The organism is Streptomyces sp. NPDC034103, from assembly GCF_055575395.1.
Map to the genome: position 1 here is coordinate 449,353 of NZ_JBVISS010000004.1, position 15,810 is coordinate 465,162.

The 15,810-nt window shown below is 71.1% G+C and carries 14 protein-coding genes; 9 read left to right on the plus strand and 5 right to left on the minus strand.

The genetic code is table 11. From position 1 onward, the window contains the following. The first annotated feature begins 232 nt into the window (after positions 1–232). From ACZ56U_RS11460 to ACZ56U_RS11490, 7 genes are all read left to right on the plus strand, one after another. A complete protein-coding gene (locus tag ACZ56U_RS11460) occupies positions 233–1,552 on the plus strand; it encodes an ABC transporter substrate-binding protein (RefSeq protein WP_469083804.1) in 1,320 nt (439 codons plus the stop codon). After that, complete coding sequence (locus tag ACZ56U_RS11465) at positions 1,549–2,523, plus strand: carbohydrate ABC transporter permease (RefSeq protein WP_469083805.1); 975 nt, start codon at positions 1,549–1,551, stop codon at positions 2,521–2,523. Before ACZ56U_RS11460 ends, ACZ56U_RS11465 begins: the two co-directional genes overlap by 4 nt. Continuing rightward, on the plus strand, positions 2,520–3,461 hold the full coding sequence (locus ACZ56U_RS11470) for a carbohydrate ABC transporter permease (protein WP_469083806.1): 942 nt from the start codon (positions 2,520–2,522) through the stop codon (positions 3,459–3,461). The genes ACZ56U_RS11465 and ACZ56U_RS11470 overlap by 4 nt, the downstream gene beginning before the upstream one ends. Then, the gene (locus tag ACZ56U_RS11475; RefSeq protein WP_469083807.1) at positions 3,458–4,489 is read left to right on the plus strand and encodes a LacI family DNA-binding transcriptional regulator; all 1,032 of its coding nucleotides are present in this window, start codon (positions 3,458–3,460) and stop codon (positions 4,487–4,489) included. The genes ACZ56U_RS11470 and ACZ56U_RS11475 overlap by 4 nt, the downstream gene beginning before the upstream one ends. A gap of 275 nt (positions 4,490–4,764) precedes the next feature. Then, positions 4,765–5,109 carry a VOC family protein gene (locus tag ACZ56U_RS11480; RefSeq protein ID WP_353693499.1) on the plus strand — a complete coding sequence of 115 codons (345 nt, stop codon included), beginning with the start codon at positions 4,765–4,767 and terminating at the stop codon, positions 5,107–5,109. 60 nt (positions 5,110–5,169) lie between these two features. Beyond that, on the plus strand, positions 5,170–5,559 hold the full coding sequence (locus ACZ56U_RS11485) for a MarR family winged helix-turn-helix transcriptional regulator (RefSeq protein ID WP_469083808.1): 390 nt from the start codon (positions 5,170–5,172) through the stop codon (positions 5,557–5,559). 158 nt (positions 5,560–5,717) lie between these two features. Then, complete coding sequence (locus tag ACZ56U_RS11490) at positions 5,718–6,698, plus strand: AraC family transcriptional regulator (RefSeq protein WP_469083878.1); 981 nt, start codon at positions 5,718–5,720, stop codon at positions 6,696–6,698. A 263-nt stretch (positions 6,699–6,961) separates the two neighbouring features. On the opposite strand, the gene ACZ56U_RS11495 is transcribed toward ACZ56U_RS11490, so the two are convergent. The 5 genes from ACZ56U_RS11495 to ACZ56U_RS11515 form a co-directional block, all read right to left on the minus strand. Next, entirely contained in the window at positions 6,962–7,369 is a 408-nt protein-coding gene (locus tag ACZ56U_RS11495; RefSeq protein ID WP_469083809.1) for an SseB family protein, read from the minus strand. 169 nt (positions 7,370–7,538) lie between these two features. Beyond that, the gene (locus tag ACZ56U_RS11500) at positions 7,539–8,081 is read right to left on the minus strand and encodes a cysteine hydrolase family protein (protein ID WP_469083810.1); all 543 of its coding nucleotides are present in this window, start codon (positions 8,079–8,081) and stop codon (positions 7,539–7,541) included. Then, positions 8,078–9,568, minus strand: a complete 1,491-nt coding sequence (locus tag ACZ56U_RS11505) for a purine-cytosine permease family protein (protein ID WP_469083811.1) — start codon at positions 9,566–9,568, stop codon at positions 8,078–8,080. Before ACZ56U_RS11505 ends, ACZ56U_RS11500 begins: the two co-directional genes overlap by 4 nt. 57 nt (positions 9,569–9,625) lie before the next feature. After that, positions 9,626–10,090, minus strand: a complete 465-nt coding sequence (locus ACZ56U_RS11510) for a (2Fe-2S)-binding protein (RefSeq protein WP_469083812.1) — start codon at positions 10,088–10,090, stop codon at positions 9,626–9,628. 29 nt (positions 10,091–10,119) lie between these two features. After that, the gene (locus tag ACZ56U_RS11515) at positions 10,120–12,180 is read right to left on the minus strand and encodes a xanthine dehydrogenase family protein molybdopterin-binding subunit (RefSeq protein ID WP_469083879.1); all 2,061 of its coding nucleotides are present in this window, start codon (positions 12,178–12,180) and stop codon (positions 10,120–10,122) included. 430 nt (positions 12,181–12,610) lie between these two features. On the opposite strand from ACZ56U_RS11515, the gene ACZ56U_RS11520 reads away from it, so the two are divergent. Both ACZ56U_RS11520 and ACZ56U_RS11525 read left to right on the plus strand, forming a co-directional pair. Further along, positions 12,611–14,056 (plus strand): glyceraldehyde-3-phosphate dehydrogenase, encoded by a 1,446-nt coding sequence (locus ACZ56U_RS11520; protein WP_469083813.1) that lies wholly within the window; start codon positions 12,611–12,613, stop codon positions 14,054–14,056. A gap of 326 nt (positions 14,057–14,382) precedes the next feature. Continuing rightward, positions 14,383–15,762: a Tat pathway signal sequence domain protein gene (locus ACZ56U_RS11525; protein ID WP_469083814.1), complete on the plus strand. Its 1,380-nt coding sequence runs from the start codon at positions 14,383–14,385 to the stop codon at positions 15,760–15,762. Positions 15,763–15,810 lie beyond the last annotated feature (48 nt).

The window sequence follows — 15,810 nt, forward strand, 5'->3', positions numbered from 1 at the left end:
CAGCAACAACCATTGACAAGTGTCCGGGATGTTTCTCTACTGTGAACGCTCACAGAAGCACCGCGAGCGAGCCGAGGGGCGCGTCGGTGTCGAGGGGGCGAGCGCGCGGAGGCCCGCAGGGCTGAGCACGATCGCGCCCTCGACAGCGGCGACAGGCGTCCCGGAGGCGAGCCGCGGGAACGAAGGCGCAGGTTCTCGCAGCAGGCGGGGACCCAGGTCAGGGGAGAGATCCATGCCCATCACGAAGCGCAGCCGCTTTGTGGCATCCACCATCGCCGTTGCCCTCGGCGCCACCGCACTGGCCGCCTGCGGCTCGTCCGACGGCGACAGCAAGGCCGACTCCGGTCCGGTCTCGCTGACGTACTGGACGTGGACGCCCGGCATGGACAAGGTCGTCGACCTGTGGAACAAGGGTCAGGGCAAGAAGGACCAGATCACCGTCACGGTGAAGAAGCAGGCGTCCGGTGACGCGCTCATCACCAAGATCCTCACCGCGCACAAGGCCGGCAAGGCGCCCGACCTGGTCCAGGCCGAATACCAGGCGCTGCCGACCCTGGTCAGCAACGACGCCCTCGCGGACATCTCGAAGAACGTGGGCGACGCCAAGGGCAAGTTCGCCGACGGTGTCTGGCAGCAGACCACACTCGGCTCGGACGCCGTCTACGCGGTGCCGCAGGACATCGGCCCGATGATGTTCTACTACCGCCAGGACCTCTTCAAGAAGTACGGCCTGACCGTCCCCACCACCTGGGACGAGTTCGCCGAGACGGCCCGCGCGCTGAAGAAGAAGTCCCCCGGCACCGACCTCACGACCTTCTCCGCCAACGACTCCGGCCTCTTCGCGGGCCTGGCCCAGCAGGCCGGCGCGCGGTGGTGGACCACCGAGGGCGACAAGTGGAAGGTCGGCATCAACGACGCGGCCACCAAGAAGGTCGCCGACTTCTGGGGCGGCCTCGTCAAGGAGGACGCCGTCGACAACCAGCCGATGTACACCCCGGCCTGGAACAAGGCGCTCAACACCGGCAAGCAGATCGCCTGGGTCTCCGCCGTGTGGGCGCCGGGCACCCTGACCACCGCCGCGCCCGCCACCAAGGGCAAGTGGGCCATGGCCCCGCTCCCCCAGTGGGCCGCGGGCGAGAACAGGACCGGCAGCTGGGGCGGCTCCTCCACCGCCGTCACCACGGACTCGGGGCACCAGGAGGCCGCCGCCAAGTTCGCCGCCTGGCTGAACACCGACGACCAGGCCCTCCAGGCGCTGGCCAAGGAGAGCGGCATCTACCCGGCCGCCACCAACGCCCAGACCAGCGGCGCCTTCGCCCAGGCTCCCGACTACTTCTCGAACCAGGCGGACTTCTACACCAAGGCCGCCGAGATCGCGAAGACCACGGCGCCCTCCGCCTGGGGCCCGAACGTGAACGTCGCCTACACGTCCTTCAAGGACGCCTTCGGCGCCGCCGCCAAGAACAAGTCGGACTTCACCGCCGCCCTGGACACGATGCAGGACGACACGGTCGCCGACCTCAAGAAGCAGGGCTTCGGAGTCAGCGAGTGACGATCGCACGCCGGAGGTCGTACGGGGTCAAGGGGGCCCCGTATGCCCACCCGTCTCCCACCACCACCCTCGAACGAGCGCGAAGCGCCCCCTATCTCTTCCTCATCCCCGCCACGCTCCTCTTCGCGCTGTTCTTCGCGCTGCCCATCGGCTACGCCGTCTACCTCAGCTTCCGCAAGGTGCATGTCTCCGGGCTCGGCCTGGGCAAGGGCGCCCGCACGGAGGTCTGGGCCGGCCTGGAGAACTACACGGACGCCCTGTCCGACAGCGAGTTGCTGCACGGTGCCCTGCGCGTCCTCGGCTACGGCTGCATCGTCGTCCCGGTGATGCTCGGCCTCGCCCTGCTGTTCGCGCTGATGCTCGACTCCGACAAGGTGCGGTTCACCTCGTTCACCCGGCTCGCGATCTTCCTGCCGTACGCCATCCCCGGCGTGGTGGCGGCGCTGCTGTGGGGCTTTCTGTACCTGCCCGACGTCAGCCCGTTCTACTACGTCCTGGAGAGGCTCGGCCTGCCCCAGCCGGACCTGCTGGACGGCGGTCCGCTGTACCTGGCCCTGTCGAACATCGCGATCTGGGGCGGCACCGGCTTCAACATGATCGTCATCTACACCTCGCTCCAGGCCATCCCGGCGGAGGTCTACGAGGCGGCCAAGCTGGACGGCGCCACCCCGACGCAGGTCGCCCTGCGGATCAAGATCCCGATGGTGGCGCCCTCGCTGGTGCTGACCTTCTTCTTCTCGATCATCGCCACCCTCCAGGTGTTCAACGAGCCGACCACCCTCAAGCCCCTCACCAACTCCGTCTCCACGACGTGGAGTCCGCTGATGAAGGTGTACCGGGACGCGTTCGGCACCAACGACATCCACGCGGCCGCCGCGCAGGCCGTGATCATCGCGCTCGCGACGCTGCTGCTCTCCTTCGGGTTCCTGCGGGCCGCGAACCGTCGTCAGAAGCAGGAGGCAGCACGATGAGTTCTCTTGCCGTACACAAGACCGAGCCGGACGGGGGTCCCCCCGGTCGAGCGAAGTCGAGAGTCGGGGAGGGCAGCACGCCCCGCGCCGCCCAGGGCCCGCCCCTGCGCCGCCGGATCGCGCTCGTCCCGACGGTCGCGCTGCTGATCGGCGCCCTCTACACCCTGCTCCCGGTGGCCTGGGTCGTGATCGCGTCGACGAAGTCCGGCACGGAGCTGTTCTCGACCTTCACGTTCCTGCCCGGCACGGGTCTCACCGAGAACCTCAAGGACCTCAACGCCTACCGCGACGGCGTCTACTGGGCGTGGATGGCCAACTCGGCGTTCTACTCCGGCGTGGGCGCCCTGCTGTCGACGGTCGTGTCGGCGTTCAGCGGCTACGCGCTCGCCACCTACCGCTTCCGCGGCCGCGAGACGATGTTCAACGTCCTGCTCGCCGGTGTCCTGATGCCGCCGATCATTCTCGCCGTCCCGCAGTACCTGCTGCTGGCCCAGGCGGACCTCACCGACTCCTACCTGTCGGTGCTGCTCCCCCAGATCCTCTCCCCCTACGGCGTCTACCTCGCGCGCATCTACGCCGCGGCGGCCGTCCCGGCCGACGTGGTCGAGGCCGGGCGGATGGACGGCGCCGGCGAGTGGCGGATCTTCACTCGGATCGCGCTGCCGATGATGGTGCCCGGCATGGTGACGGTGTTCCTCTTCCAGTTCGTGGCGATCTGGAACAACTTCCTGCTGCCGTACATCATGCTGAGCGACGACGAGAAGTTCCCGATCACGCTCGGTCTGTACACGCTCCTGGAGCAGGGCGCCAACACCCCGGCCCTGTACACGCTGGTGATCACCGGTGCCTTCCTCGCGGTGTTCCCGCTGATCGCGCTGTTCCTGATCATCCAGCGGTTCTGGAGCCTCGATCTGCTGTCCGGGGCCGTAAAGTCATGACCATGAGCAACACGGGGGGCCGACGCAGGCCGCCGACGATCCACGACGTGGCCCGCGAGGCCGGGGTCTCGCGTGGCACCGTCTCGCGCGTCCTCAACGGCGGGCACTACGTCAGCCCGGCCGCCCAGGAGGCGGTCAACGCCGCGATCCGCAAGACGGGTTACGTCGTGAACCGGCACGCCCGGTCCCTGATCACGGGACGCTCCGACTCCATCGGCTTCTTGCTGACGGAGCCTCAGGAAATGCTCTTCGAGGACCCCAACTTCAACGTCCTGCTGCGCAGTTGCACCCAGGCACTGGCCGCGCACGACATCCCGCTGCTGCTGATGCTGGCCGGCACACAGGACGAGCGGCGCCGGATAACGCGGTACATCACCGCGGGCCACGTCGACGGGGTGCTGCTGGTCTCCAGCCACTCCGCGGACCCGGTCGCCGAGGAGCTGCGCGAGGCGGGGGTGCCCCTCGTCCAGTGCGGCAAGCCCATGGGCCGGGGCTCCAAGGTGAGTTACGTGGCCGCGGACGACCGGGACGGCGCGCGGGACATGGTGCGCCATCTGCTGTCGCTGGGCCGGCGCCGCATCGGTGTCGTGACCGGTCCGCTGGACAGCCCCGGTGGCGTCGACCGCCTCGCCGGTTACAAGGAGGTGCTCACCGAGGCGGGCGTCGAGATCGACGAGCGCCTCATCACCTCCGGCGACTACAGCCGGGCCAGCGGTGAGGCGGGGGCCGAGCGGTTGCTGTCCCGGGCCCCGGACATGGACGCCGTGTTCGTGGCCTCCGACCTGATGGCACAGGGTGCCCTGACGGCACTGCGCAGGGCCGGCCGACGGGTCCCCGAGGACGTGTCCGTGGGCGGCTTCGACGACTCCGCGGCGGCGACGGAGTCCACCCCCGCCCTCACCACGATCCGCCAGCCCTACGACCGCATCAGCAGCGAGATGGTGCGGGTACTGCTGGCCCAGATCGGCGGCGAGGACCCGGCCGCGGTGATCCTGCCCACCGAGCTGGTCATGCGGGACTCGACCTGACGCAGGCGGCAGGCGGCAGGTGGCAGGTGGCAGGACAACGGTGGCCCCGTTACGGAGCCGGTGACCCGCCTGCCGGCACGGTAGGCGCCGCCGCCGAACATCGGCACGGCATGGGCGCGCTGCCCGGCCCTCCGGCCAGGAACGCGCCCTTCGTCGATCCCCCGTCCCACGTCACGGCTGGTGTCCCTGACCCGGTCAGGATCGGAGAAGCCGCCTCCCACTCCCCCGTCCTACGGTGAGAACACCGACGAAACGGCGCACGCCAGGAGGCCCCGATGACCGCAGGACTGAACACCATCATCTACCCCGTCAAGGACATCGCTCGGGCGAAGGCCCTGTTCAGCGCGTTGCTGGAGACCGAGCCGTACGCCGACGAGCCCTACTACGTCGGTTTCAAGGACGCGGGCCAGGACGTGGGCCTGGACCCCAACGGCCACGCCCGCGGTATGACGGGCCCGGTCCCGTACTGGCATGTCACCGACATCCGCGCCCGGCTGGCCGCGCTGCTCGAAGCGGGCGCGGAGCTGCTCCAGGACGTCACCGACGTCGGCGGCGGCAAGCTGATCGCCTCCGTCAAGGACGCGGACGGCAACCTCGTGGGGATCACCCAGGACAGCTGAAGGATCGCGCCGATCACGCCCCCTGCCTGATGTGGTTGCACGCGCATTAACATGGGGTGTATGGCAGTGAACGCGGCCGGCGCCCGGCTCGAAGAACAGTGGCGGGACATCCTCGCGGTCCACGCCCGCACGATGTGCGAGATCGACCGGGTGCTGCACCCGCACGGGCTGGGCGCGAGCGACTTCGAGGTGCTCGATCTCCTCGCCGCCCAGGCTCCCGCGGAGGGCGACCTGTGCCGGGTGCAGAACCTGGTCGGCCGGGTCCATCTCAGTCAGAGCGCGCTGTCCCGGCTCATCGGCCGGCTGGAGAAGGACGGCCTGGTGGAACGGTCCGTGTGCCGAGAGGACCGGCGCGGGGTGTGGGTGGCCCTGACCCGCAAGGGGCGCGATCTGCACGCCGAGGTGCTGCCGCTCCAACGGGACGCCCTGCAACGCATGCTGAACGGCTGAGAGCGGCCCCGCTCACACAGAGGACGCTCGGTTTTCGCGGGAAGCCCCCAGCCCGGGAAAAGCCTGTGAGAACCCGGAAGAGAGCGAGGCGTAACCCCTTCGCGGTGCCATGCTGAACGAAGAGCACCGCGCAGGGACGGAGAGACGACGCCTTGGCCGTGGAAGAGGACCGGGCCGCCGAGTTCAGCGCCTACACGACGCGTTCCGTGGCGGAGACCCACGACGCGATCGCGGCGCACTACTACGACCTTCTCCTCGAAGTGGCGGGCCCCGCCGAGGACTTCAGCACCGTCATGAACGTGGTGGACCTCGGTTCCCTCACGGTCGGCGAGGTCACCTTCGGCACCGAGGTGCGCATGCGCTTCGGCGAACTCGGCTACTACCACGTCGGGGTACCGCTGACCGGGGTCTTCGGTGTCCGGGAAGGGTGTGGGGAGCTGTTGTACGGCACCTCCGGGCGCGCGTGCTTTTTCGACCCCGCGCGGAAGATCAGCGTCGAGGAGTGGACCGGTGACTGCCACACCCTCACGGTGAAGATCGACAAGCTGGCCCTGCTCCGGCAGTTGGAGGCGCTGCTCGGCAGACCGCTCCCCCGGCCGCCCCGGTTCCGGCCGTACATGGACGTCTCCCGCGGCGCCGGGCGCAGTTGGGCGAACCTCGCGCAGTGGAGCCTGCTGGAGAAGGATGTCTCGCACGGTCTGCTGCGCCGGCCGCTCATCCGCCGTCGCTTCGAACAGACCCTGCTGGACGGGGTGTTGCTGGCCGCCGACCATTCCTACCGTGAGGAACTGGCCGCGCCGCCACCCCCGATGCGGCCCGCCGCCGTCAAGCGGGTCATGGACGCCGTGCAGGACCGTCCCGCCGATCCCTACGACGCCGCGCGCCTCGCCGAGATCGCCCAGGTCAGTGTGCGCACCCTCCAGGACGCGTTCCGCAAGCACGTGGGGATGCCGCCGATGGCGTACGTCAGTGAGGTGCGGCTGGAGCGGGTGCGGGTGCAGCTGCGGGCCTCGGCGCCGGGGACGACGACCGTGTCGCACGTGGCCCACGAATGGGGCTTCGTCCATCTCGGCCGGTTCGCGCGGCGCTACCGGGAACGGTTCGGGGAGTCGCCCTCGCAGACGCTGCGCGCCGCCTGACGCCGTCCGCCCCGGAGCCCGCCGACACGCCCTGCCGCGCCTCGATCCACCGCGTTTTGCGGACAGCCGTCGCGCATCCCGGCGCGACAGAAGGACCGTGCGGCCCTATCGTCTGGGCACGGCGATCGCGGACGTCCGGTGCGGAGCGGGGTCGGCGCCGCTCACCCGGGCGTCGGCGTGACCCGGGCACGGAAGCGGGAGGCCGCCCGTGCCCCAGGGCCCGGTCGCTCCCCCTCCGAGTGAGGTGACCGGGCCCACCCCGGTCAGCCGTACGACCGGCCCAGCAGGGTCCGCACCCCCTGTGAGGTGAGCGTCAGCGGGTGCTCGGAGGCGGCGTCGATGGTCAGCGCCAGTTCGTCCGTCGGCCACTCCGAGGCGAGCGCGCCCAGCGGCACCAGCCGGTAGCGGGAGACGGTGGGCAGCAGTCCGGCCAGTTCGGACTCGGAGGTGAACACGGGCACCACCGGCGAACCGCCGGGCTGCTCGATCACCGGTAGGGCCACCGCCGTGGGATCGACGGCATCCGCGTCACTGACGTCGTCGGGGACGGGGACGAGGACGTCGCTGCTCGCGAGCGTGTCCAGCGCCACCGTGTCCTCGGTGTTCTCGGCGAGTGCGTCCAGCGCCCGCCGGGCCGGCGTGCTGGAGTGGTCGTTCGCGGGTGTCTGCATGGGAATCCCCTGATCGCGGGTGGTCGTGCGGTCGGCCCCGGGTGTACTCGGCCCCCGGGGCGACCCTGTTCGCGTACCCGATCCGGAAGGGGGCATTCCCTGAGGGGGGTCGGGGAATGGATCGGACACGGCAACCGCCGCGCCGTGCCCGCCGGACAGGGCCACCTGCTCAGCGGCTGAGCAGCTCCGCCACGGTGGTCACCCGGATCAGCGGCCGGTACAGGTCCATCACGTGCAGCGCCTTGGCGTGCGAGTCGTCGTCGGCGCCCGCGCAGGCGTCGGCGACGACCACGACCTCCACTCCGGCGTCGGCGGCGGCCAGCGCCGTGGACAGCACGCAGCAGTCCGTGCTGACGCCGGCGAGGACGAGTCGGCCCTGTGGGCCTACGCGGGCGGCGAGTTCGGGGGTCCACTTGCCGAAGGTGGGGGCGTCCAGCACGTGCGGGGCACCCTCGGCGAACTCGTCCGCCAGCCGCCACAGGGGCGCGTGCGCGGGTTGCAGGGCGAAGGGCCACTGCTGGTAGTAGGCGCGCCAGGCGCCGGTGGGGTGGTCGGGGGCCACGAAGCGGGTGAAGGTGACCCGTTCACCGAAGACGGGCAGCAGTTGCCGGACGCCCTGCGCCGCCAGGGCGAAGCGAGGGGTGGCCCACGGGCTGTCCGGGTCGGCGAAGACCCGCTGCATGTCGATGACGGCCAGCCGACCGGTCGTCATACGGCGGCCGCCTCCGCCTGGCCCGGCTCCCGCGCCTCCTGCTCCCGGACCCGGCCGCGGCCGAGGAGGAGGGCGCCGAGGAAGCCGAGTGCGAGGGCGGCGAGGACACCGAGGTTGGCGTAGGCCCAGGCGCCCGACTTGCCGCCGAGGCCCAGCGGTTCGAGGAGGTAGCCCTGCCACTCCAGCCAGCTCGCGGCCGAGTTGGTGACCAGGCCCCAGCCGAGGGCGGTGGCGGCGAGGGTGAGGAGCAGGGGGGTGAGGGGGACGTCTCCGTAGCGGCCGTGCGGGCGGTAGAGGTCGCTCTCGTCGTAGTCGCGGCGGCGCAGCAGCAGGTCAGCGAGGAAGATGCCGCACCAGGCGGCGACGGGGACGCCGAGGGTGGTGAGGAAGCCCATGAACTGGCCGAGGAAGTCGTCGGCGTAGAACACGATGTACACCGAGCCGGCGATCATCACAACGCCGTCGGCCAGGGCCGCCAGGTAGCGCGGGATCCGGATGCCCGCGGACAGCAGGGCGAGGCCGGACGAGTAGATGTCCAGGACCGCGCCGCCGACCAGGCCGAGTACGGCGACGACGGCGAAGGGGACGAGGAACCAGGTGGGCAGGAGGGTGGTGAGGGCGCCGATGGGGTCGGCGGCGACGGCCGCGTTGAGCGTGCGGGACGATCCGGCGAGGAGCAGGCCGAAGACCAGCAGCAGGAGCGGGGCGACCGCGGCGCCGAAGGTGGTCCAGCCGATCACTGAGCGGCCGGAGGAGGTGCGGGGCAGGTAACGGGAGTAGTCGGCGGCCGCGTTGACCCAGCCGAGGCCGAAGCCGGTCATCATGAACACGAGCGCGCCGATGAACTCCTGCGCGGAGCCCGCGGGCAGGGCGCTGACCTCGCTCCAGTGGACGTGGTCGGCGACGAGGCCGACGTAGACGACCGTGAGCACACCCGTCACCACGGTGATCAGGGTCTGGAGCCGCATGATCAGGTCGAAGCCCATGACCCCGCCGACCACGGTGAGCCCGGCGACCACGATCAGGGCGGCCACCTGTGTCCCGGTGCCGCCGCCCCAGCCGAGCCGGCCGAAGACCGTCGCGGTGGCCAGGGTGGCGAGGGCGCACAGCACGGTCTCCCAGCCGACGGTGAGCACCCAGGAGACGACCGACGGCAGTCGGTTGCCGCGTACTCCGTAGGCGGCCCTGCTGAGGACCATCGTCGGCGCGGAGCCCCGCTTTCCGGCGACGGCGACGAAACCGCACAGCAGGAAGGAGAAGACGATGCCGAGGACCCCGGCGATCAGCGCCTGCCCGAAGGAGATGCCGAAGCCGAGCACGAACGCGCCGTAACTCAGGCCCAGCACCGAGACGTTGGCCCCGAACCAGGGCCAGAACAGGGTGCGGGGCGTGCCCTTGCGTTCGGCGTCGCCGATCACGTCGAGCCCGTGTGTCTCCACCTGGAGCTGCCTGGCCCTGTTGTCGAGCGAATCCCGGGAGTCCGTCATCGGCCACCTGTCTGTTCAGCTGTGACCAGTCGACGCTAGGCAGGCCGTACCCGGGCGTCAAGCACCGCGCGGGGCGTCCGCCGCCTTCTTGATCGCCTCGCGGATCCGGGAGTAGGTGCCGCAGCGGCAGACGTTCTCGATGCGGTCGATGTCGGCGTCGGTGGGCCGGGGCGTCCTCTTCAGCAGGGCGGCCGCCGCCATGATCTGGCCGGGCTGGCAGAAGCCGCACTGGGAGACGTCGCAGTCGAGCCAGGCCTGCTGGACGGGGTGCAGGGTGTCGCCGTCGGCGAGGCCCTCGATGGTGGTCACCTGCCGCTCGGCGCACTCCTCGACGGGGACGACGCACGGCTGTATCTCCTCGCCGTCGAGGTGGCTGGTGCAGGCCCGGCAGACGCCGACCCCGCAGCCGTACTTGGGCCCGGTGACGTGCAGCAGGTCGCGCAGGACCCACAGCAGGGGCATGTCGGCGGGGGCCTCGACGGTGACGGGCTCGCCGTTGAGGTCGAAGGAGTAGGAGGGCATCGGTACCTTCTCGCGGGTCTCGGGGAGGTTCAGAAGTCGAGCGGGAAGCGGCGGGGTTTGATGCCGGTCGCGCGGGCCCAGGCGTTCGCGACGGCACCGGCGGCGGCCGGGACCCCGAGTTCACCCGCCCCGCCCGGCTCCCCGCCCGTGGGCAGGACGTGCGCCTCGAAGCGGAGCGGGGCGTGCCGCTGGCGCGCGTAGCGGAAGTCGGCGTAACTGCCTTCGCGGACGGCGCCCTTGTCGATGTGCAGGCCGGCCCGCAGGATCGTGGAGATGCCGTCGATCGCCGTCCCCATGAGCTGGGCCTGAAGTCCACGCGGGTTGACGACCGTACCGACGTCGGCGGCCATGACCACCTTGGTCACCCGCGGGTTCGTCGGGTCGGCGGCGTCGATCTCGACCAGACAGGCCACGCAGGAGCCGTACTCCTCGTGGACGGCCACGCCCTGGGCCTGTCCCGCGGGCAGGGTCCGGCCCCACTGTCCGGCGCTCGCGACCTTGTCGAGCACGGCTCTGACGCTCTTGCCGCGCAGTGTCGTACGGCGGAAGGCGACCGGGTCGCTGCCCAGGGCCCGAGCGATCTCGTCGACGACGATCTCCTCGGCCGTCCGCACGGTCCCGGAGTCCACCGAACGCCAGGCACCGAGGGGTATCGCCGCCAGCTCGACCGAGCCCGAATCCCCGGAGAGCCGGCCGAAGTTGTACAGGCCGCTGTCGCTGGGCAGCGGGGAGGCCGCGCGGAAGGAGGCGGTCCTGATGCCGCTGTCGGACTCACTCACCGAGGCCGTCGCGTGGGCGAAGGCCACGACCCGGCCGTCGGCATGGCTGGCGCGGATCCGGTGGTGGGAGGCCGGACGCATGCGGCCGTGCCGCAGGTCGTCGGCGCGGCTCCACATCAGCTTCACCGGGCGGCGCGCCGCCTTGGAGATCAGGGCGGCCTCGATCGCCGCGTCATGGTCCAGTCGGCGGCCGAACGACCCGCCGCCCCGCACCACATGGACCTTGACGGCTGACGCCGGCAGACCGACCGCCTGGGCGATGCTCTCGCGGGCCTGCTGGGGCGTCTGGGAGGAGAACCAGATCTCGGCGCGGTCCTCGCGTACATCCGCGACGGCCGTGAGGACCTCCATCGGGGCGTGGCTGACGAAGGCGAACTCGAACCGGGCCTCGATCTGGGCCGACCCTCGCGGCGGACCGCCGAGCGCGGGGACGGCGGCCTTCAGCCGCGACCGGATCTCGGCGTCGGAGACCCCGGCGAGCGGGCCCGCCTTCCAGGTGATCCGCAGGGCGTCCCGGCCCTGGAAGGCATGGTGAAAGGTGTCCGCGACGACGGCGACTCCCCCGGCGATCCTGACCACGTCGAGGACCCCGGGCAGGGCGCGCGCCGCGCGGTCGTCGACCTTGACGACCTTCCCGCCGAGCGTGGGCGGGCGCGCCACCACGGTCGGCTTCGCACCGGCCGCCGTCAGGTCGCCCGCGTACGTCGCCCGGCCGGTGACGATGTCCCGGGCGTCGATCCGGGTCGTCGGCTTCCCGATCACCTTGTGGCGGGACGCCGGTTTGGGCTTGCTGGAGACGCGGGGGCTGCGGACGCGGGCGGCGGCCTCGGTGAGTGATCCGAAGGTGGCCGTGCGTCCGTCCGGTGCGACGACCATGGTGTCGTGGGTGCGCAACACCCGCGCGGGCAGGCGCCAGCGCCGGGCGGCCGCGGTGACCAGGCGGGCACGGGCTGTGGCGGCGAGGTTGCGGGCGGGGCCGTAGAGCGAACTGACCGAGCTGGAACCGCCGGTGAACTGGTTGCCCCGGCTGCGGGCGGCGGCGAGCGGGATGTCGACGTCCACGAGGCGGGCGTCGAGTTCCTCGGCGATCATCATGGCGACCGCGGTGGTGACGCCCTGGCCGACCTCGACGCGGGGCAGCCGGACGACGACCTTGTTCTCCCGCGTGACCTCCAGGACCAGCATCTCCTCGTCCGTGCCGGTCACGAGGACGTCCGAGCGGCGCTGCGGTGTGGCCCCTTCCGCCTCCGGGGTGTCACAGCCGAGGGGGGCGGCGACGGTGAGGGTGGACGCGGCGAGGGTGTAGACCATGAATCTGCGCCGGGACAGCTCTGCCAACGTGCTCTCCTCCGTGGACGGCCGGTGTGTGCCTGGTAGGAGGGTCCCGGGCCGTGCGAGGTTGCGTGCGGCCGGCGTTCGGTCCTTGGAGCGACGGGAGTTGGGCGTCGCTCACCGCCTCACCTATCCCGGTGAGCCGGCGCACCTGCTCCGGCATCGGGGTGGCGGCCCCGTCACTCCGCCGTCTCGGGCCGGCCCGGGGCCGCCCAGTGGGTGTGGAAGGTACCGGGGCGGTCCGCCGTGAGTACGGGCGGGAGGCCCGATCGTCTCGAGGCCATGCGGGCCCATGGGGTGCGGATGTACGGCCCTGGCCCGTTGCCCCGTGATCCCACCCCGTTCGAAGGGTCAAACGAGCATGGGGTTAGCATATGAGCGCCGCCTAGCTCGATCGAGAGATAGATCTGTGACTGTCAACGAGGACTCGTTCACCAATTGGAAGACGCGCGAGGAGATCGCGGAGTCGATGATCCCGATCATCGGGAAGCTGCACCGCGAGCGGGACGTCACCGTCCTGCTGCACAGCCGCTCCCTGGTGAACAAGTCGGTCGTCAGCATCCTCAAGACCCACCGCTTCGCCCGGCAGATCGCCGGTGAGGAGCTGTCGGTCACCGAGACGCTGCCCTTCCTTCAGGCGCTCACCACCCTCGACCTGGGCCCGTCCCAGATCGACATCGGCATGCTCGCCGCGACCTACCGCGCCGACGACCGCGGTCTGACGGTGGAGGCCTTCACCGCCGAGGCCGTCGCGGGTGCCACCGGCGCCAACAAGATCGAGCGCCGCGAGGGCCGCGACATCGTCCTGTACGGCTTCGGCCGTATCGGGCGGCTCGTCGCCCGGCTGCTGATCGAGAAGTCGGGCTCCGGCAACGGGCTGCGGCTGCGCGCCATCGTCGTCCGCGGGGGCGGCGAGCAGGACCTCGTCAAGCGCGCCTCGCTGCTGCGCCGCGACTCGATCCACGGCCAGTTCCAGGGCACGATCACGGTCGACGAGGCGAACAGCACGATCGTCGCCAACGGCAACACGATCAAGGTGATCTACGCCAACGACCCGTCCGAGGTCGACTACACGGCGTACGGCATCAAGAACGCCATCCTCATCGACAACACCGGCAAGTGGCGCGACCGCGAGGGCCTGTCGAAGCACCTGCGTCCCGGCATCGACAAGGTCGTCCTGACCGCGCCCGGCAAGGGCGACGTCCCGAACATCGTGCACGGCGTCAACCACGACACCGTCAAGCCGGACGAGCAGATCCTGTCCTGCGCCTCCTGCACCACCAACGCGATCGTGCCGCCGCTGAAGGCGATGGACGACGAGTACGGGGTGCTGCGCGGGCACGTGGAGACGGTCCACTCGTTCACCAACGACCAGAACCTGCTGGACAACTACCACAAGGCCGACCGTCGCGGCCGCTCGGCGCCGCTCAACATGGTGATCACCGAGACGGGTGCCGCCTCGGCCGTGGCCAAGGCGCTGCCCGACCTCAAGGCGCCGATCACCGGCAGCTCGATCCGGGTGCCCGTGCCGGACGTGTCGATCGCGATCCTCAGCCTGCGCCTGGGCCGCGAGACCACGCGTGAGGAGGTCCTGGAGTACCTGCGGGACGTCTCGCTGAACTCGCCGCTGAAGCGCCAGATCGACTTCACGACGGCGCCCGACGCCGTCTCGATGGACTTCGTCGGCTCCCGCCACGCCTCCATCGTCGACGCCGGCGCCACCAAGGTCGACGGCGACAACGCGATCCTCTACCTCTGGTACGACAACGAGTTCGGCTACTCCTGCCAGGTCATCCGGGTCGTCCAGCACGTCTCCGGGGTGGAGTACCCGACCTTCCCGGCGACGGCGGTCTGATCCCGGCGCGCCCGTCGTCCGCACCCCGGCGGTGCGACGGCGGGCGCGCCCGGCCCTGTCCGGCCACACCACGTGGACGGGGACCCCGCCGCGCGCTTCGAGCACGGGGGCGGCCGTAGCGCGTCCCCTGCCGTGGACGGACCCTTGGCGGCACGCGACACCCCTGTTCCCGAAGCCACCTTCGCCCGCGGCCGACGACGCCGCAGCCTCACCCACTCCAACTCCGCCGCCCTGCACAGGCGTTGACCCGCCCCCTCCTCGACAGCAGAATGAGGGCGCGCTCTGAGAGCGCTCTCAAACCCGCGTATGCGACTTCGAGGAGACCCATGACCGGCAGCCAGGGCGGCCCCGTGTTCAACCGCCGCGCACTCATCGGGACCGGTCTCGGGGCCGCTGCCGCCGTCGTGGCCGGGACGGGGACCGCGCGGGCGGCGGGCCACGGCGCGGCCTCCGCGCCCGGCCGCGCGCAGGGCTTTCTCGCCGCGGCCATGGACGCCTATCCGGAACACGGCACGATCCGGCTGGCGCAGAGCTACACCGACCAGGCCGGACTGTTCAGCACGGCCTTCACCTACGACAACGCCCTCGCGATCCTGGCGAGCCTGGCCTGGGGCGGCGCGGACGGCAGGTCCCGGGCGGTGGTGCTCGGCGACGCGCTTGTCTACGCGCAGTCCCATGACCCGGAGTACACGGACGGCCGCCTGCGGCAGGCGTACAACGTGGGGCCGTACACCTTCTATGACGGCACCCGCCAGCCGGACGGGTTCGTGCGGGCGGACGGGAAGGCCAACGTGGGTTGGCAGTTCGGGTTCACGGGGACGGCCGTGGGCGACATGGCCTGGGCCGGTATCGCGCTGGCCGAGCTGGCCCGGCGGACCGGGGAGCGGCGTTTCCTCACCGGTGCCGTGCGCATCGGTGAGTGGATCGACCGTGTCGGGCGCACCGACGAGCCGCTCGGCGGGTTCAAGTTCGGGGTGAACGGGGCGAACGAGAAGCTTCCGTTCACCTCGACCGAGCACAACACCGACCTGATCGGCCTGTTCGGCCGGCTGGCCCGGCTCACCGGGGACCGGGTGTGGCTCCAACGGCGGTCCGTGGCCGCTCGGTTCGTCAGGAGGATGTGGGAGCCGGCGGCCGGCTTCTTCTACACCGGGACGAACGACGGCGTGACGATCAACAAGTCACCGATCCCCGAGGACACTCAGACCTGGACCCACCTCGCCCTCAACTCCCCCGTGTACGCCCGCTCGTTGGACTGGGCCGCCGCCGAACTGTCCGTCCTGGACACCCCGGACCGCCTCAACAGCACGGTCCCCGCGGGCCAGTCGTACGAGGGCGTCACCTTCAGCTCCGCCAGCCTCCTCGCCGACGAGTCCGCCCCCATCGCCGACGGGCAGCCCAAGCCGGACCGTGACGGCGTGTGGTTCGAGGGCACGGCGCACCTCGCGCTCGCCCTGCGCCACCGGCGCGACCCCGGGGACGAGAAGCGCGCCCGGCGTCTGATCGCCTCGATCGAACGGGCCCAGGACCTGCTCGGCGCCGGCCAGACCTTCGGCGGGACCGCGGTGGCCGCCCGGTCGGGGATCGTCTCGGCCAGCAGCCCGCTCGACACCGGTTTCGGGTTCGGGTACTACCCGTACCGGCACACCGGCGCGACGGCGTGGTACCTGCTGGCGGCGACGCGCACGAACCCGCTGCGGGCTTGAGGCCCTGTCGTCACCTTCCCGCCGGCCGGCGCGCGGCGGCCGGCACAG